Origin of the sequence: uncultured Albimonas sp. (genome assembly GCF_963977235.1) — a bacterium.
GTDB lineage: Bacteria > Pseudomonadota > Alphaproteobacteria > Rhodobacterales > Rhodobacteraceae > Albimonas.
Genome location: NZ_CAXBOD010000036.1, coordinates 1 through 16326, shown reverse-complemented (window position 1 = coordinate 16326; position 16326 = coordinate 1). Strand labels below are relative to the sequence as shown.

Here is a 16326-nt window from a genome sequence, read left to right as displayed (position 1 = left end):
GCCGTCCCACGCTGGGGCGACTTCTCTCTGTTTTTAGAGGGATGCCGAAGAAACCTCGCCCGGGCGCGCAACGCTCTTCGCTTCCCCGGCCTGCCGTGCTCTGTTAACTGAACTGAGGCCCGCGGCGCCGACACGCCTGCGCCGCGGCCGCCCGCGCGGACCGCGCGACCACATGGGGCAACTGGGGGGCCGGAGCCGCGGATGGCCATCGTTCAGGACCGAAAGATCGAGTTCTCGCAGCCGGTCAGGCAGATCGTGCTGATGATCGTCGTCCTGGCCCTGGTGGCGGTCGGCATCTTCTTCCTCCTCGGCCCGATCGAGGCCGTGTTCAGCGCCAACGTCTGGCTCAACGGCTTCATCGCCGCGGTCTTCGTCATCGGCGTGCTGACCTGCTTCTGGCAGGCGCTGTCGCTGGTGCGCGCCGTGAACTGGCTGGAAGGCTTCGCCATCGACCGGCCGGGGCATGAATTCGTCAATCCGCCGCGCCTGCTGACCTCGCTGGCCTCGCTGCTGCGCGACAGGCGCGCGCGCGAGGCGCTGACCGCGACCTCCTCGCGTTCGCTGCTCGACACGGTCGCCACGCGGCTCGACGAACAGCGCGACATCACCCGCTACATCATCAACATGCTGATCCTGGTGGGCCTGCTGGGCACCTTCTGGGGCCTCAGCCAGGTGGTGCCGGGGATTGTCGAGACGATGCGCTCGCTGTCGGGAACCCAGGACGCGAACACCGATTCGATGCAGGTGTTCTCGAACCTGATGGCCGGGCTGAACAGCCAGCTCGACGGCATGGGCACCGCCTTCGCCTCCTCGCTGCTGGGGCTTGCGGGCAGCCTGGTGGTGGGCCTGCTCGACCTGTTTGCGGGCCACGGACAGAACCGCTTCTACCGCGAGCTGGAGGAGTGGCTCTCCTCGATCTCGCGCATCTCGCTGGGCGGGGGCGAGGGCGACGGCTCGGCCGCCGGCTTCGCCGCCGAGGCGCTGGAGCGCAACGCCGAGCAGATCGAATCCCTCGTCGTCGCCCTGCGCGACGCCGAGGACCGCCAGCGCGCCGCCGACGCCCGGCTCGAGACGCTGGCCAACGGCCTGTCGGGCCTGGTCCGCGCCCTGGAGGAGGAGCGCGAGACCCGCGCCCCCGCGCCCGAGGCCGCCGTCGCCTTCGACGATTCCAACCTCACCGGCCGCCTCGACCGGCTCGCCGCCGCTCAGGAGCGGGTGGTCCATCTGCTGGAAAAGGCCCAGGAAAAGGAGGAGACGGACGAGGGCCGGCAGCGCCTGCGCTCGATCGACCTCCAGATCACCCGCCTGCTCGAGGAAGTCTCCGCCGGCCGCCAGGAGGCGACGGCCGAGCTGCGCATGGACCTCGCCCGCCTGACCCGCGCCGTCTCGGGCGAGCGGGGCTGATCCATGGCGCTGTCGCGACGCAACCAGCGTTACGAGGGCAATGTCTGGCCCGGTTTCGTCGATGCGATGACCGCGCTGCTGCTGGTGCTGATCTTCGTCCTGTCGATCTTCATGATCATCCAGTTCGTGCTGCGCGACCTGGTGACGGGCAAGGACGCCGAGCTCGACAATCTCACCGCCCAGCTCGCCGAGGTGGCGCAGGTCCTGTCGCTGGAACGCTCCCGCGGCGAACGGCTGTCGGGCGAGATCGAGACGCTGACCGCCACGCTGGCGCAGGAACGCTCGGAGATCGAGCGCCTCTCGACCCTGTCCGATTCCCTGCGCGCCGAACGGGACGCCGCCGCCGCACGCAACGACGACTACGAGGCCCGCGTCGCCGCCCTTCTGGACGACATCGGCGCGGCCCGCGACCGCATCGGAACCCTCACCGCCCGCGTCGAGACGGTGGAGAGCGAGCGCGACGCCGAGGCCGCCCGCGCCGAGGACCTCTCCGCGAACCTGACCCAGGCCCGCGCCTCGATCGACGAGCTGGAGGCCGCGCGCACCCGCGCGATCACCGAGCAGGAGGCGATGCGGCTGACGCTCGCCCGAATGCGCGAGGAGATCTCCGAGCAGGAGGAGGCCGCCCGCCTCGCCGCCGCCAAGACCGACGCGCTCGAGGCGATGGCCGCCGAGCTGCGCGCCGAGGCCGAGGCCACCCAGGCCACCCTGTCGGAAACCCTGCAGAGCCTCGCCGAACGCACCCGCGCGGCCGAGGCCAAGGACGAGACCATCGCCGCCCTGACCTCCGACGTGGCGGCCGCCGAACAGGCCCGCGCCGAGCAGGAGGCCGCCCGCGAGGCCGCGCAGACCGAACTTCTGGAATTGCAGGTCACCGAGGCCGAGAAGGAAAAGCTCCTCGTCGCCCTCCAGCAGGACCTGACCGAGGCCGAGCGCCAGCAGGCTGCCGAGGCCGCCGCAGCCCAGGCCCTGCGCGCGCGCCTCGCCGAGGGCCAGGACGAGCTGACCGCCATGGAGCTCGCCCTCGAGGAACAGCGCCGCAAGGCCGAGGAGACGCTGACCCTGCTCGCCGCCGCCAACTCCGCGAAGGCCGAGCTGGAAGGCCGGGTCGATGCCACGGAGGAGGAGCTCGCCGCCGCGCGCGCCCAGATGACCGAGCGCGAGGCGCTGCTGTCGGCCGCCCAGCGCCGCCTGACCGAGGAGCAGACCGCCGCCGCCGACGAGGCGCGCCGCGTGGCGCTGCTGAATTCCCAGGCCCAGGAGCTGCGCCGCCAGCTCTCGGGCCTGCAGGAACTGCTCGACGCCGAGGAATCGCGCAACGACACGCTGAAGGTGCAGGTCTCCAACCTTGGCCAGCAGCTGAACTCGGCGCTCGCGCGCGAACTGCAGCTCAAGCGTCGCGAGGCCGAGCGCAACGCCCAGGAGGTCGCGCGCCTCGAGGCCGAGAAGAAGTCGCTCGAGGCCCGCCGCTCGGAATTCTTCGGCCGCATCCGCGAGGCGATCGAGGGCCGCGAGGGCGTCGAGGTGGTCGGCGACCGCTTCGTGTTCCAGTCCGAGGTGCTGTTCGGCCCCGGCTCGGCCGAACTCGGCGCCGACGGCCGCGCGGCGCTGGACGACTTCGCCGGCCTGTTCCGCGAGGTGCAGGACGCCCTGCCCAACGAGCTGCCCTGGGTGCTGCGCGTCGACGGCCACACCGACGACGTGCCGCTGACCGGCTCGGGCCGCTACCGCGACAACTGGGAGCTCAGCCAGGCCCGCGCCCTGTCTGTGGTCCGCTATCTCGCCGACGCCCAGGGCTTCCCGCCCGAGCGCCTGGCCGCCAACGGGTTTGGCGAATATCAGCCCATCGACCCCGCCGACACCGACGAGGCCCGCGCCCGCAACCGCCGCATCGAGCTGAAACTGACCGAACGCTGACCGCTCGCGGGCTCAGATCCCCTGCGCCACCCGCGCCCTGCGCGTCGTCGACAGCTTCATCCCCGGCGCGGCGAGCCGTCCCGCGTCCCCGGTCCAGGCGTAGGCCAGCAGGCAGGGCTCGAGGTCGCCGGTGGTGATGCGATGCTCATGCTCGGGCCGGTTGAGGATCAGCGAGCCGGGCGCATAGACCGCGGTGTCGTTCTCCGACCAGGCGCCGGCGACCGAGAGATAGCTCTCCTCGATGTCCTTGTGGCTGTGCTGGGGATAGGTGGTCTTGGGCGCCAGCAGCACGAACCCCAGGATCAGGCGGTCGGAACGGACCGGCCCCTGCGGCCCGAGGACCTCGCAATAGGCGTAGCGGCGGGCGAGGTGCCGGGGCGGGCGCGCGTAGCCGTATTCCCAGGTCAGCAGGGGCGCGACCCGGCTCAGGGCCCGGGCCAGCGGCGCCATCGCGCCCCGCTCGCCCACGTCGAGCGCGCGCGGCAGGTAGGCGGTGACCGGCATCTCGACCGGCGTCCGCGCCACGATCGCGGGATTGGCGTCGATCGCGGCGGACAGGGTCTCGCGCACCCGTTTGCGGTGGCTGCGGATCGCCTTGCTGCCGCCGGCCGAGCCGCCCGCGCGATAGACGCTCTCGAACTCCTGCAACAGGTAGGTCCAGCCCGGCGCTTCGAGCAGGCGGGGCGCCTCGGCGGGATTGGCGGTCGGGGCCGCAGCCGGGTCGGCGGCCAGAGGCTCGAGGGGCGTGGCGGCGTCGGAAGAGGTCATGGACGGACATCTCGGACAGGATTGAGCGGGCGCGGCGCGAATTCTTGGCGCCGCGGCGGCGCGACTTCTGCCTCGAAACCGGCGCCGGTTCGCAGCGGAACGACGCGCGGCCCGCAGGACTGGCGCGGCGGCGCCCCGAGGCTGCGCCTTGCCCCGGCCGCAGGGGCGGCCCACACTGGCGCGCAATCAGGACACGCGCCGGCACGCCCAGGCGCGGCAGGGGAGGCGAGACGATGAAACTGACCGGCCGATGCTATTGCGGCGAGACCCGCTACGAGATCGAGGGCGACCCGGTGCTGCAGGCGCAGTGCCACTGCCGGGAGTGCCAGTATATCTCCGGCGGGGCCCCCAACACATTCATGATGTTCCCGCGCGAGGGCTTTCGCTATGTGCAGGGCGCGCCGAAGGACTTCACCCGCAGCGATCTCGAGACGCCGGTGACCCGGCAGTTCTGCCCCACCTGCGGAACCCACATGACCACCCAGCTCTCCCGCGCGCCGCTGACCGTGATCAAGGTCGGCACGTTGGACGAGCCGTCGGTGTTTTCCCCCACGATGGCGATCTTCGCCTGCGACCGGCAGCCCTTCCACCAGGTCGCCGAAGGGCTCGCGGTGTTCGACAAGCGCCCCGGCTGACCCGTTGTCCAGGGCGCTGGCCCGGCCCGCGGGCCGCTCCCGCGGGCCGGGCGGCGTCAGCTGCGCAGCAGGCCGGCGAACTTCTCGAAGATCTCGGCGTTGGCCGCAACCACGTCGGAGGTCTCGAACGGGTTGCGCTCGGGGTCCGAAAGGGCCTCGGCAAAGCCGCCCGCCTCGCGCACCATCAGCAGGCCCGCGGCCATGTCCCAGGGCTTCAGCCCCCGCTCCCAGAACCCGTCGTAGCGGCCCGCGGCCACCCAGGCGAGGTCCAGCGCCGCCGCCCCGAACCGGCGCACGCCCGCGCAGCGCGGCATCAGCTTCGAGAGGTCGCGCAGCGAAGCGGGGAGGCCTTCGGTCCCGGCGAAGGGGATGCCGGTGGCGAACAGCATCTCGGTCATGTCCCGGCGCGAGCTGACCCGCAGCCGGCGATCGTTCAGCCAGGCGCCGGCGCCCTTCTCGGCCGCGAAGATCTCGTCCTTGGTCGGGTCCAGGATCACCGCCGCCGAGACCTCGCCCTTGTGCTCGAGCGCGATCGAGATCGCCCAGTGCGGCAGCCCGTGCAGGAAGTTGGTGGTGCCGTCGAGCGGATCCACGATCCAGCGCCGGGTCTGGTCCGCGCCCTTGATCTCCTTGTCGCTTTCCTCGCCGAGCCAGCCGTAGGCGGGGCGCGCCTCCATCAGCTCGTGCTTGATGGTCTCCTCGGCCTTGAGGTCCGCGCGCGAGACGAAATCCGCCGCGCCCTTGCGGGAGACCTGCAAGTTCTCGACCTCGCCGAAGTCGCGCAGCAGGCCTCGGGCGGCCTTGCGGGCGGCCTTGATCATCACGTTGAGGTTGGCGGAGCCGCTGGCGGACATGTCTCGAATTCTCCTCGGGCGCGGCGTTCCCCCGGATGGGAAGCGCTCGGCGCCGCGGTCAGGTCAGGCGGCCGCGCAACGGGGGCCGCGGAACGGGATCGCCGCGCCGGAGACCGGCGCGGCGGAGGTCAGGTCGGATCCGCCTTCGGGCGCGCGCGCCCGGGGTGGGGCCTTCGGGCGCGCGCGCCCGGGGTGGGGCTCACTTCAGCTCGGTCTCGACGAAGCGCAGCTCGCCGTCGCCGGCGTTGATCACGTCGTGCGAGACGCCGGCCTTGCGGAAATAGGTCACGCCGGCGGTCATCTGGGTCCGGGCGATCCCGCCGCCCTCGCTCTCGATGTCGATCGGCTGCGAGGTCACCGGGGTGACCACGTAGTCCATCTCATGGGTGTGCCAGCCGGTGGCGGCGCCGGGGGCGAAGACCCACTCGGTCACGCGCACGCGCTCGTTGTCGACCATCACGGTTGCAACGGCGGCGGGACGACCGTTGGAGGGGGCGGCGCCGGCGCACATGATCAGGCGCGCTCCACGTATTCGAAGGTCTCGGTGTTCACCACCACCTGCTCGCCCTCGCCCACGAACGGCGGCACCGTGATGCGCACGCCGTTGTCGAGCGTCGCGGGCTTGTAGCTGTTGGCCGCGGTCTGGCCCTTCACCACCGGCTCGGTCTCGGCGATGGTGCAGGTGACCTTCTCGGGCAGCTGCATCGAGAGCGCCTCTTCGTCGTAGTACTCGACCACGGCGGTCATGCCGTCCTGCAGGAAGGGGCGGCGGTCGCCGAGAAGATCGGCGGGCAGCTCGATCTGCTCGAAGGTCTCGGAGTCCATGAAGGTCAGCATGCCGTCCGTCTCGTAGAGGAACTGCTGGTCCTTCTGCTCGAGGCGCACACGCTCGACCTTGTCGGCAGAGCGGAAACGCTCGTTCAGCTTCGAGCCGTTGCGCAGGTTCTTCAGCTCCACCTGCGCGAAGGCGCCGCCCTTGCCGGGTTTCACATGGGCGGTCTTCACCGCCACCCACAGGCCGCCGTCATGCTCGATGATGTTGCCGGGGCGGATTTCGTTGCCGTTGATCTTCATCGAAGCGCCTATGTTCGGTTCCGTCGGCCGCTCGCTGAGGCGGGGCCGCGCACGCCATGCGCGCCGCGCGTGGACCGCGCAGTCGCGACCCGCGCCCGGGCGCGATCCGCGCGGGGTATAGCCGCGCCCCGCACTCGGAGCAAGCCGCCGCGTCCGGGGGGAGCCACGGAGGACCATCCCTGGGGCGAGAGCGCCGAACCGGATACGCCCCTCGCCGCCGAGGCGGCCCTACGCGTCAAACCCCTCCAGGAAGCCGCCGTAGCGGGGGCGGGCCGCGGCGGGATCGGGGCCGCCACGACGCGGCGCGGCGCTCAGCGCGAGACCGCTCGCGGGGGCGCGCGCCTCGCGCAGCGCGTCGGCGGCCGCGCGCAGGTCGCCGCGCCGCGTCTCGCCCCAGCGCATCACCAGCAGGCGGCGGTCGGCGAGCCCGGCCAGCGCCCGCGCCTCCGCCGCGCACAGCACCGGCGGCGTGTCGAGGATCACCACGTCGAAGCGCCGCCGCAGGTCCGCGATCAGCCGGGCCATCGCAGGGCCGGCCAGCAGCTCCGCCCGGCGGGCGGTGGCGGGATCGGCCGACAGCAGCCACGGCCCGCCCTCGACCGGGCGCAGCATCGCCTCGGCCACGCTCGCCTCGCCCGCCAGGACCGAGACCAGATCGGTCGCCCCCGACAGCCCGTAACGCCGCGCCTGCGAGGGCGCGCGCACGTCCGCGTCGACCAGCGCCGTGCGCAGGCCGGCGCGCGCGCAGCTTTCGGCCAGCAGGGCGGCGACGGTGGACTTGCCCTCGCCTGGTCCGGGCGAAAGCACCGCGACGACCTGCGAGGCGGCTCCGCCTTCGCCCCCCGCCGCCAGCGACTGACGCAGGCGCCGGGCGCTTTCGGCGAGCGGAGATCCCGGGCGCCGGCGCGCCATCGCCACCGGGTCCGCCCGTCCGCGGATCCGCGGCAGCGCGGCCAGCGCCGGGGCGCCCGCATCCTCGGAGGCCATCGCGGCCGAGAGCGGCGGACCGTCCCCGGTCTCGCGCAGCCAGGCCAGCGCGCCGCCCAGGATCAGGCCCCCGCCCAGCGCCAGCGACAGGGCGAGCCCGGGCGAGGGCCGGTCCGCCGCCCCCGCCGAGGCCTCGCGCGCCAGCCTCGCCTCGGGCGTCGCCAGGGCCGCGGCCGTCTGCGCCGCGGCGAGACGGGCGAGCAGCGTCCGCCGCTCGGCCGCGCGGCCGTCCGGAGAGGGCGCCTCGGGATCCGCCGCGGCGCCGAAGCGCGCCGCCGTTTCCGATTCCGTGCGCGCCGCCAGGGATATGGCCAGCCCGCGAGGCGGCTGTCCGCCCTGCCTCGCGGCCGGCGCCGCCCGCGCCGCCGAGACGCCGGGTATCGCCCTCGCGCCGCCGCCGTCCGCCCGCGCCAGGGCCTCGGCGGGCGAGGGACGCAGGGGCGGACCCTCGAGCTCGGCGAGCCGCGCGGCGAGGCGGGCGGCGGCCTCGCGCGCCTCGCGCGCGTTGGCGGCGGCCTGGACGTCGAGGCGGTCGCGGACCAGTTCGGTCGCGATCCGCGCGGCCAGCGCCGGGTCGTCGCCGCGCACCCGGATCGCGATCAGCCGGCTGTCCCCCAGCCGCCGGGCCGAGAGCCGCGGCGCCAGTCGTCGCGCCGCCTCCGCCACCGGGTCCAGAGGCGCGGCGCCGGCGAGGTTGGCGAGGAGGAGGGCGCGAACTTCGCTCGCCCCTTCGGGCGGGGCGGCGGCCGCGTTGCGGGCGGACCCGTCCGACCAGGCGCCGGCGACGGGCGGCGGCGGTTGAAGCTCGGCCGCCGGGGCGGTCGCCGCACTGGCGTGGCCCCCCCCGAATTCCGGGGTGGCGGCGAGGTCGAGGCGGCGGGCGACCCGCTCGACCGCCTCGGGCGAGAGCAGCAGGCGCCGCTCGGTCTCGATCCCCGCGGCGTCGAGGGGAGCGGGCGCCGCGGCCGCGGGGGCCCAGGCGGCGGGCGGGCGGGGGGCGACCTCGATCACCGCCTCCGCCGCGTGGCGGGGGGGCAGCAGGGCCAGCGCGCACAGGCTCGCCGCCGCCGCCAGGGCCATGCAGACCGCCGGAATGCGCCAGTGCCGGCGCAACGCCCAGGCCAGGATCTCGAGCCCCGAAACCACCGGGCCGGCGAAAGCGGGGGCCGGAAGCTCGACCTCCGGGCGCATCCGCTCCAGCCGCTCGGCCGCCTGGCGAACGGCCGCGGCTCGGCGCTCGACCTCCGGCGCGCGGTCGGGCGACCGGGCGGCCCCGCGCTCCGGCGCGCCGCCCGGCAGGGCCAGGCGGCGGCGCAGCTTGGCCTCGTCCATCGCCCGGCGCGGCGAGCGGGCCGCGCGCACGCCGATCGGGTCGGCCTCGGCGTCGCGCGGCGCGGGCAGAGGGGCGCGGGCGGACGGCGACGGGGTGGCGGGAGATCGGGGATCGCGGCCCGGCTCGGGGCGCGGCGAAGGCGGGCGGCCCGCCGCGTCCGGGGCCAGGCCCCTCTCCCGTTGGCGCGATTCCGCCCAGGATCTGGCGGCCGCCGCCCCGGGGCGTGCGGCAGGGGGGGCGGGCGACGGGGCGGCCGGCGCGGTCTCGGAGCGGGCCGGGACGCCAGGGGCAGACTCGACGCGGGAGGGATCGGCGCGAGCGGGCTCGGCATGCGGGGCGTGCGGCCAGGGGCCGACGCCGGCGTCGGCGAGACCGTCCGCCGCCGCGGACTCCGCCTCGCCCCGATCCGGCCTGTGCGGCTCGGGGACGGCGAACCTCCGTCCGGGCGGCGGTGCGGTCAATCCAGATCTCCCTGCGCGAGGCGAGACGCGGCGCGACGCGGCGCGGCCGGCGACGCGGCGGTCCCGGCGGGAATTAACCTAGGATTTGCTCAGTTAAGAATCGGTAACCAGCCCCGGGCGCGTCGCGCTCGCCCAGGGCGCAACCCGACCGCGGGCTACCAGTCCTCTTCGCGGTGGACGCCATGGGCGTAGGCCTGGGCGTTGCGCCAGTACCAGTCTGCATTGGCGCGGTTGGGCGCCGAGCAGTCCCGCTCGGCCACGCGTCTGGCCGGCACCCCGGCGATGATCGAGTTCGGCGGAAACTCGGCGTTCTCGGTGACGATGGCGTGGCCCGCCACGATCGAGCCCGCGCCGATCTTGGCCCCGTCCATCACCGTGGCGTTGATCCCGATCAGGCAGTCGTCGCCGATCTCGCAGCCGTGGATCGTCGCGTGATGGGTGATCGAGCAGTTCCGCCCCACCGTCGTGCCCGAGTTCATCCCCACATGGACCATCACGAAGTCCTGCAGGTTCGTCCCCTCTCCGATCTCGACGAAATCGCGCTCGGCGCGGATCACGACGTTGGGCCAGACCGACACGCGCGCGGCGAGGCGCACCTTGCCATGAATCAGGGCGGTGTCGTGGATCAGCGCGTCTTCGGCGACCTCGACCAGGGGGCCGAAGGCGCGGCCCGCGCGCATCAGGGGCATCTTTCCGATCATGCGTTTCCTCCCGCGCCGACTCCGGGCAGGCGACGCTCCCGCGCCCGGCGGCCGGCCATGTTCAGGGTCTCGACCAGCGCCGAGAACCCCATCGCGGCGTAAACGTACCCTTTCGGAACGTGGAACCCCATCCCTTCGGCGATCAGGGTCATGCCGATCATCAGCAGGAAGCCCAGCGCCAGCATCGCCACGGTGGGATGACGCTCAACAAAGCGGGCGAGGGGTCCGGCGGCCAGCAGCATCGCGCCCACCGCGGCCAGCACCGCGACGACCATGATAGGCAGGTGCGGGGTCATGCCCACCGCCGTGACCACCGAGTCGATCGAGAACACGAGATCCAGCACCAGGATCTGGGCCACCGCCGCGGTCATCCCCAGGCGCAGGCCGGCCCCCGCGAGCCCCTCGTCCGCGGGAGCGCACGGGGGCGCGGCGTCGCCGGGTTCGACCTGCCGGCGGATCTCGGTGGTGGCCTTCCAGACCAGGAAAAGGCCGCCGGCGAGCAGGATCAGGTCCTTCCACGACAGCGCCTGGCCCGCGATCTCGATCGCCGGGGCGGTCAGCCCGACCACCCAGGCCAGCGCGGCCAGCAGCATCAGCCGCAGGCCCAGCGCCAGGCCCAGGCCCAGCCGCCGCGCGGTCGCGCGACGCTCGGGCGGCAGGCGGTTGGTCAGGATCGAGATGAAGATCAGGTTGTCGATCCCCAGCACCACCTCCATCGCGATCAGCGCGGCAAGGGCGACCCAGGCCTCGGGACTCTGGAGAAGACGGAGGAGGTCGGCGGCGAGATCGGCCATGAGGTCTGTCCGGCTGGAGGAAGCCGCCGGGATGTGGCGCGTCGCCGCCACCCGCGCAACGGCCGGCCAGGGCCGCGCGCGGGAATATCTTTCGACGGCCGCCAGGACCCTCCCGGGGCCGGCTCCGGGGCGCGCGGCGAGCGGCGCGCGGGCCCGGCGCCTCACCCCCGCGCGTGAAGAATCCGGCCGATGAAGTTCAGCAGCAGCTGCGCCGCCAGGACTGAGGTCGAGCCGGTGGGGTCGTAGTCCGGCGCCACCTCGACCAGGTCGACGCCGACCACCTCGCAGCGGGACGCGAGCCCGGCCAGCAGCTCGAGCCCCTCGTAGTAGAGGAACCCGCCGTGGGAGGGCGTGCCCGTGCCCGGCGCGATCGAGGGATCGAACCCGTCGATATCGATGGTCGCGTAGACCCGGGCGCCCGCGGGGATCCGCGCCAGCACCGCCTCGATCCCCAGCGCCCGGACCTGCCGCACGCTGAGAATGTCGGAGCCGCGCGCGCGGGCGTCCTCGTAGCCCTCGCGCGCGGTCGAGCTGACGTTGCGGATGCCGAGCTGGGTCAGGCCCGAGACCCAGGGCTTCTCCGCCGCGCGCCGCATCGGGTTGCCATGGCCGCGGGTGACCCCGTGGCGCTGGTCCACGAAGTCGAGATGCGCATCGAGCTGGACGAGATGGATCGGGCCATTGCGGGCGCAATCGTCCTCGAACGCCTCGATGCAGGGGATGTTGACCGAGTGGTCGCCCCCGATCACCACCGGCGTCGCGCCGGCCGAGAGGATCCGGCGCACCCCGTCCGCGATGTTGGCGTGAGAGCGGAGCGTGTCGGTGTGGATGATGTCCGCGTCGCCCAGGTCCACGATCCGCGCGCCCTCGAGGTAGACGACGTCGTCCTCGGGATCGTAGGCGCCGGCATGGCCGAAGCTGAACAGGGTCGAAGCCTCGCGCACGCCCCGCGGTCCGAAGCGGGCGCCGGCGCGCCACTGGGTGCCGGCGTCGAAGGGCGCGCCCAGGATGCAGACGTCGGCCGCGATCGCGGCGTCCGGCCCGAGCACCGGGTACTTGCCGAAGCTGCAGATGCCGGTGAAGGGCAGGTTCAACCTGCCGGCGTCGTAGGCGTTGCCGCTCATCGCTCTCGCCCTTCTGTTGTCACTCTATTCCCTCCCCGCCGCCGCAGAGCGGCCGCGCTTCCGGCACGGTCGCCCCCTAACTCTTTCGACATAGCCGGCCGCGACGCACCGGCCCGTTCCCCCCCCAACACGGGCGGACGCGGCGCGGCCCCCACGGTGAACGAAGGAGATCGCCATGAACTGGGACCAGATTGAAGGCAAGTGGAAGCAGTTTTCCGGCGCGGCGCAGGCCCACTGGGGCAAGCTGACGTCGGACGAGGTCGACGAGGTCGCCGGCAACCGCGAGCGCCTCGAGGGCAAGATCCAGGAGCGCTACGGCATCGCCAAGGAAGACGCCCAGAAGCAGGTCGACGAGTGGATGGCCAAGCAGAACTGAGCCGTCTGACCCGGCGGGAGGACGCTTCCGCCTGATCTCGCCGCCGCGCCGTCCCCACGGCGCGGCGGTCGTGCGTGCGGACCCTGGCCGCCCGCGCAACTGGCGCCGGCGGCGCGACGCGCGACGCTGCGCAGGCGAGCCGCGGCTCTGTCGTTCCGCCCGCCCGCCCCTCTGTGGTTCCGCCCGCCCTCCCCCGCTCCTGCGCCGAGCCTTCGGCGCCCATGTCCCGGGCGTTGGCGCCTGCGCGCAGGGCGAAACCGGCAGATCGTCGCCGCGGGCTTCCGCAAACGTCCGCCGACCCTATGAATCGTCTCCGGAATATGCTGCGCTGCGAACGCGCCGCCGATGGGCGCAGCCGGACCAGGGACGCATCGAATGAGCATCAACGCGGCGATCACCCACCGCACCACCTATCGCTACGACAAGCCCATCACCATGGGCGCCCAGGTGGTCCGCCTGCGTCCCGCGCCCCACTCGCGCACCAAGATCCTCAGCTACTCCCAGAAGATCTCTCCCGAGCCGCATTTCATCAACTGGCAGCAGGACCCGTTCGGCAACTGGCTCGCCCGTCTGGTCTTCCCCGAGAAGGTCGACCACTTCGAGGTGAAGGTCGATCTCGTCGCCGACATGGCCGCGGTGAACCCGTTCGACTTCTTCGTCGAGGACTACGCCGGCTCGGTCCCCTTCGACTACACGCCCGAGGACCGCAAGGACCTGGCCGCCTACCTCGAGACCGGCCCCCAGGGCCCCCTGTTCGACAAGATCCTCGACGCCCTCCCCGAAAAGGAGGAGCACACGGTCGATTTCCTCGTGGCCGTCAACCAGGCCGTGCAGAACGCCGTCGCCTATCTGGTCCGGATGGAGCCCGGCGTGCAGGATCCCGAGGAGACGCTCGAGATCGGCTCGGGCTCCTGCCGCGACAGCGCCTGGCTGCTGGTGCACCTGATGCGCCGCCGGGGCCTGGCGGCGCGCTTCGTCTCGGGCTACCTGATCCAGCTGACGCCTGACGTTAAGTCCGTCGACGGCCCCTCCGGCCCCGACGCCGACTTCACCGACCTGCATGCGTGGTGCGAGGTCTACGTGCCCGGCGCGGGGTGGATCGGCCTCGACCCCACTTCGGGCCTCTTCGCCTCCGAGGGGCACATTCCCCTGGCGGCCACGCCCTCGCCCCGCTCGGCCGCGCCGATCTCGGGCGGGCACGAGCCGACCGAGGACATCCAGTTCGACTTCCACATGGAAATCGCGCGCGTCCGCGAGGAGCCGCGCGTCACCTACCCGTTCACCGACGAGGCCTGGGCCGCGATCAACGCCGCCGGCCTTGAGGTGGACAAGCGTCTGGCCGCCGACGGCGTCGCCCTGACCATGGGCGGCGAGCCGACTTTCGTGGCCGAATACGACCGCGACGCGCCGGAGTGGAACGAGGCCGCCGTCGGCCCCACCAAGCGCGTCTACGCCGACCAGCTGATCCGCCGCCTGCGCACCCGCTTCGCCCCCCAGGGCCTGCTGCACCACGGCCAGGGCAAGTGGTATCCGGGCGAGCAGCTCCCCCGCTGGGCCTTCGGCCTCTACTGGCGCAAGGACGGCGAGCCGCTGTGGGAGAAGCCCGAGCTGATCGCCCCCGAGACCGCCTCGGGCGCCGGCTTCGAGGAGGCCCGCAAGCTGACCGAGGCGATCTGCGAGGCGCTCGACATCGACCCCGTCGCCGCCGAACCCGCCTACGAGGACCCCGCGCCGTTCCTGCTGCGCGAGGCCGAGCTGCCCGAGAACCTCGACCCGATCGACAACAAGCTCGACGACCCGATGGAGCGCAAGCGGCTGGCGCGCGTCTTCGACCGGGGCCTCGGCAAGCCCGTGTGCATGGTGCTGCCGGTGCAGGCCCAGCAGGCGCGCGACCGCTCCCGCCGGCGCTTCTTCTGGGCAACCGAGCGCTGGCGCACCCGTCGCGGCAAGCTGTTCCTGGCGCCCGGCGACAGCGCCGCGGGCTACCGCCTGCCGCTGAGCTCGCTGGCCTGGATCACCGAGATCGACCGGCCCTGGATGAACCCGCTCGACCCGTTCGCGCCGCGCGCGCCGCTCGCGCGCCGCACCGCGATGCAGGGCCGCGCCGCGACCGGGGCGAACCCGCAGTCGGGCGTCTGGGGCTATGGCCCCGGCATGGGCGAAGCCGCCCCGGGCCGCTCGGCCATGCCCATCGCGGGAGAGCTGCACCCCGAGGCGGCAATGAACGCCCCCCAGCAGCCCGACCCCGGCATCGCCATCTACACCAACCTGGTGCGCACCGCCCTGACGGTCGAGCCGCGCGACGGCCGGCTGCACATCTTCATGCCGCCGCTGCCCTCGGCCGACAGTTTCGTCGACCTGATCGCGGCCATCGAGGAAGCCGCCGAGGCCACCGGCCTGCCCGTGCAGCTCGAAGGCTACTCCCCGCCCACCGATCCGCGCCTGCAGAAGATCATGGTCACCCCCGACCCCGGCGTGGTCGAGGTCAACATCCAGCCCGCCGAGAGCTGGGAGGAGCTGGTCGCGATCTCCGAGGGGCTCTACGACGACGCCCGCCACTGCTCGCTGGCCACGACGAAGTTCCTCTACGACGGCCGCCAGACCGGCTCGGGCGGGGGCAACCACATCGTCGTCGGCGGCGCCACGCCCGAACAGTCGCCGTTCCTGCGCCGGCCCGACATGCTGGCCTCGATCGTGCGCTACTGGCAGGTGCACCCGTCGCTGTCGTTCCTGTTCTCGGGCCAGTTCGTCGGCCCCACCTCCCAGGCCCCGCGCATGGACGAGGCGCGCGACGACATCCTCTACGAGATGGAGATCGCGCTCGAGCAGGCGCCCAAGCCCGGCTGGCAGATGCCCCTGTGGCTGGTCGACCGGATCTTCCGCAACCTGCTGACCGACGTCTCGGGCAACACCCACCGCGCCGAGATCTGCATCGACAAGCTCTACTCCCCCGACGGCCCCACCGGCCGCCTCGGGCTGGTCGAGTTCCGCGCCTTCGAGATGCCGCCCCACCCGCGCATGTCGCTGGCCCAGTCGCTGATCCTGCGCGCCCTGATCGCCAAGTTCTGGAAGGAGCCGTTCGAGCGTCCGCTGCGCCGCTGGGGCCCCGCGCTGCACGACCGCTTCATGCTCCCCCATTTCGTGTGGGAGGATTTCCTCGAGGTGCTGGCCGACATCGAGGAGTTCCTCGGCCTGCCCATCGACCCCGAGTGGTTCCGCGCCCAGTTCGAGTTCCGCTTCCCCATCGCCGGCGACGTCAAGCACAAGGGCGTGCTGCTGGAGCTGCGCTCGGCCATCGAGCCCTGGCACGTGCTGGGCGAGACCGGGGCCATCGGCGGCACCGTGCGCTACGTCGACAGTTCGCTCGAGCGTCTGCAGCTGCGCGTGGCGGGCGACCTCGAGGGCCGCTACAAGGTCGCCTGCAACGGCTACGAGGTTCCCCTGACCGAGACCGGGCGCAAGGACGAGCGGGTGGCCGGCATCCGCTACCGCGCTTGGCAGCCGGCCGAGAGCCTGCACCCCACCATCGGGGTGCACACGCCGATGGTCTTCGACCTGTGGGATTCGTTCTCCAACCGCTCGGTGGGCGGCTGCCTGCTGCGCTCGGCGCATCCAGGCGGGCGCGCCTTCGACACCCAGCCGATCAACGACCTCGAGGCCGAGGGCCGGCGCCTCGCCCGGTTCGAGACCATCGGCCACACGCCCGGCCGGATGACGCCGGCGCCGGCCCGGATCAGCCCCGACCAGCCCCTGACCCTGGACCTGCGCCGCCAGCGCTGACCCCCGCGCCTCCCCGCCCCGCGGGGAGGCGCCGCCCGCGCGCCCCCTGCCCCGCCGCCGCGCCCCGAGCGCCGCCGGCGCCCCTCCGCCCCGGGCGCCGTCCGCCCGCAACGCGCCG

13 protein-coding genes are annotated in these 16326 nt (G+C 73.2%); 5 read left to right on the top strand and 8 right to left on the bottom strand.

Annotation, left to right across the window (positions count from 1 at the left end; genetic code table 11):
- The first annotated feature begins 201 nt into the window (after positions 1–201).
- On the top strand, positions 202–1404 hold the full coding sequence (locus AAC134_RS15695; protein WP_339950058.1) for a biopolymer transporter ExbB: 1203 nt from the start codon (positions 202–204) through the stop codon (positions 1402–1404).
- Between the two features lie 3 nt (positions 1405–1407).
- Complete coding sequence (locus AAC134_RS15690) at positions 1408–3321, top strand: peptidoglycan -binding protein (RefSeq protein WP_339950057.1); 1914 nt, start codon at positions 1408–1410, stop codon at positions 3319–3321.
- A 12-nt stretch (positions 3322–3333) separates the two neighbouring features.
- Here AAC134_RS15690 and AAC134_RS15685 read toward each other — a convergent pair whose 3' ends face one another.
- Complete coding sequence (locus tag AAC134_RS15685; protein WP_339950055.1) at positions 3334–4089, bottom strand: dimethylsulfonioproprionate lyase family protein; 756 nt, start codon at positions 4087–4089, stop codon at positions 3334–3336.
- Between the two features lie 233 nt (positions 4090–4322).
- On the opposite strand from AAC134_RS15685, the gene AAC134_RS15680 reads away from it, so the two are divergent.
- Entirely contained in the window at positions 4323–4724 is a 402-nt protein-coding gene (locus tag AAC134_RS15680; protein WP_339950054.1) for a GFA family protein, read from the top strand.
- Between the two features lie 56 nt (positions 4725–4780).
- On the opposite strand, the gene AAC134_RS15675 is transcribed toward AAC134_RS15680, so the two are convergent.
- The 7 genes from AAC134_RS15675 to speB all read right to left on the bottom strand — a co-directional run bounded on the left by AAC134_RS15675 (position 4781) and on the right by speB (position 12052).
- Complete coding sequence (locus AAC134_RS15675) at positions 4781–5578, bottom strand: inositol monophosphatase family protein (RefSeq protein WP_339950053.1); 798 nt, start codon at positions 5576–5578, stop codon at positions 4781–4783.
- A gap of 199 nt (positions 5579–5777) precedes the next feature.
- Positions 5778–6089, bottom strand: a complete 312-nt coding sequence (locus AAC134_RS15670) for a cupin domain-containing protein (protein WP_339950052.1) — start codon at positions 6087–6089, stop codon at positions 5778–5780.
- Between the two features lie 2 nt (positions 6090–6091).
- The gene (efp, locus tag AAC134_RS15665) at positions 6092–6652 is read right to left on the bottom strand and encodes an elongation factor P (protein ID WP_339950051.1); all 561 of its coding nucleotides are present in this window, start codon (positions 6650–6652) and stop codon (positions 6092–6094) included.
- 228 nt (positions 6653–6880) lie between these two features.
- Positions 6881–8971 carry a CpsD/CapB family tyrosine-protein kinase gene (locus AAC134_RS15660; RefSeq protein ID WP_339950050.1) on the bottom strand — a complete coding sequence of 697 codons (2091 nt, stop codon included), beginning with the start codon at positions 8969–8971 and terminating at the stop codon, positions 6881–6883.
- A 617-nt stretch (positions 8972–9588) separates the two neighbouring features.
- Positions 9589–10134 carry a gamma carbonic anhydrase family protein gene (locus AAC134_RS15655; RefSeq protein WP_339950049.1) on the bottom strand — a complete coding sequence of 182 codons (546 nt, stop codon included), beginning with the start codon at positions 10132–10134 and terminating at the stop codon, positions 9589–9591.
- Positions 10131–10928 carry a TerC family protein gene (locus AAC134_RS15650; RefSeq protein WP_339950048.1) on the bottom strand — a complete coding sequence of 266 codons (798 nt, stop codon included), beginning with the start codon at positions 10926–10928 and terminating at the stop codon, positions 10131–10133. Before AAC134_RS15650 ends, AAC134_RS15655 begins: the two co-directional genes overlap by 4 nt.
- A 161-nt stretch (positions 10929–11089) precedes the next feature.
- Complete coding sequence (speB, locus tag AAC134_RS15645; RefSeq protein WP_339950047.1) at positions 11090–12052, bottom strand: agmatinase; 963 nt, start codon at positions 12050–12052, stop codon at positions 11090–11092.
- Positions 12053–12227: 175 nt separating this feature from the next.
- On the opposite strand from speB, the gene AAC134_RS15640 reads away from it, so the two are divergent.
- Positions 12228–12428, top strand: coding sequence for a CsbD family protein (locus AAC134_RS15640; RefSeq protein WP_339950046.1), 201 nt, complete (start codon positions 12228–12230; stop codon positions 12426–12428).
- 375 nt (positions 12429–12803) lie between these two features.
- The gene (locus tag AAC134_RS15635; protein WP_339950045.1) at positions 12804–16208 is read left to right on the top strand and encodes a transglutaminase family protein; all 3405 of its coding nucleotides are present in this window, start codon (positions 12804–12806) and stop codon (positions 16206–16208) included.
- Positions 16209–16326: the final 118 nt, after the last annotated feature.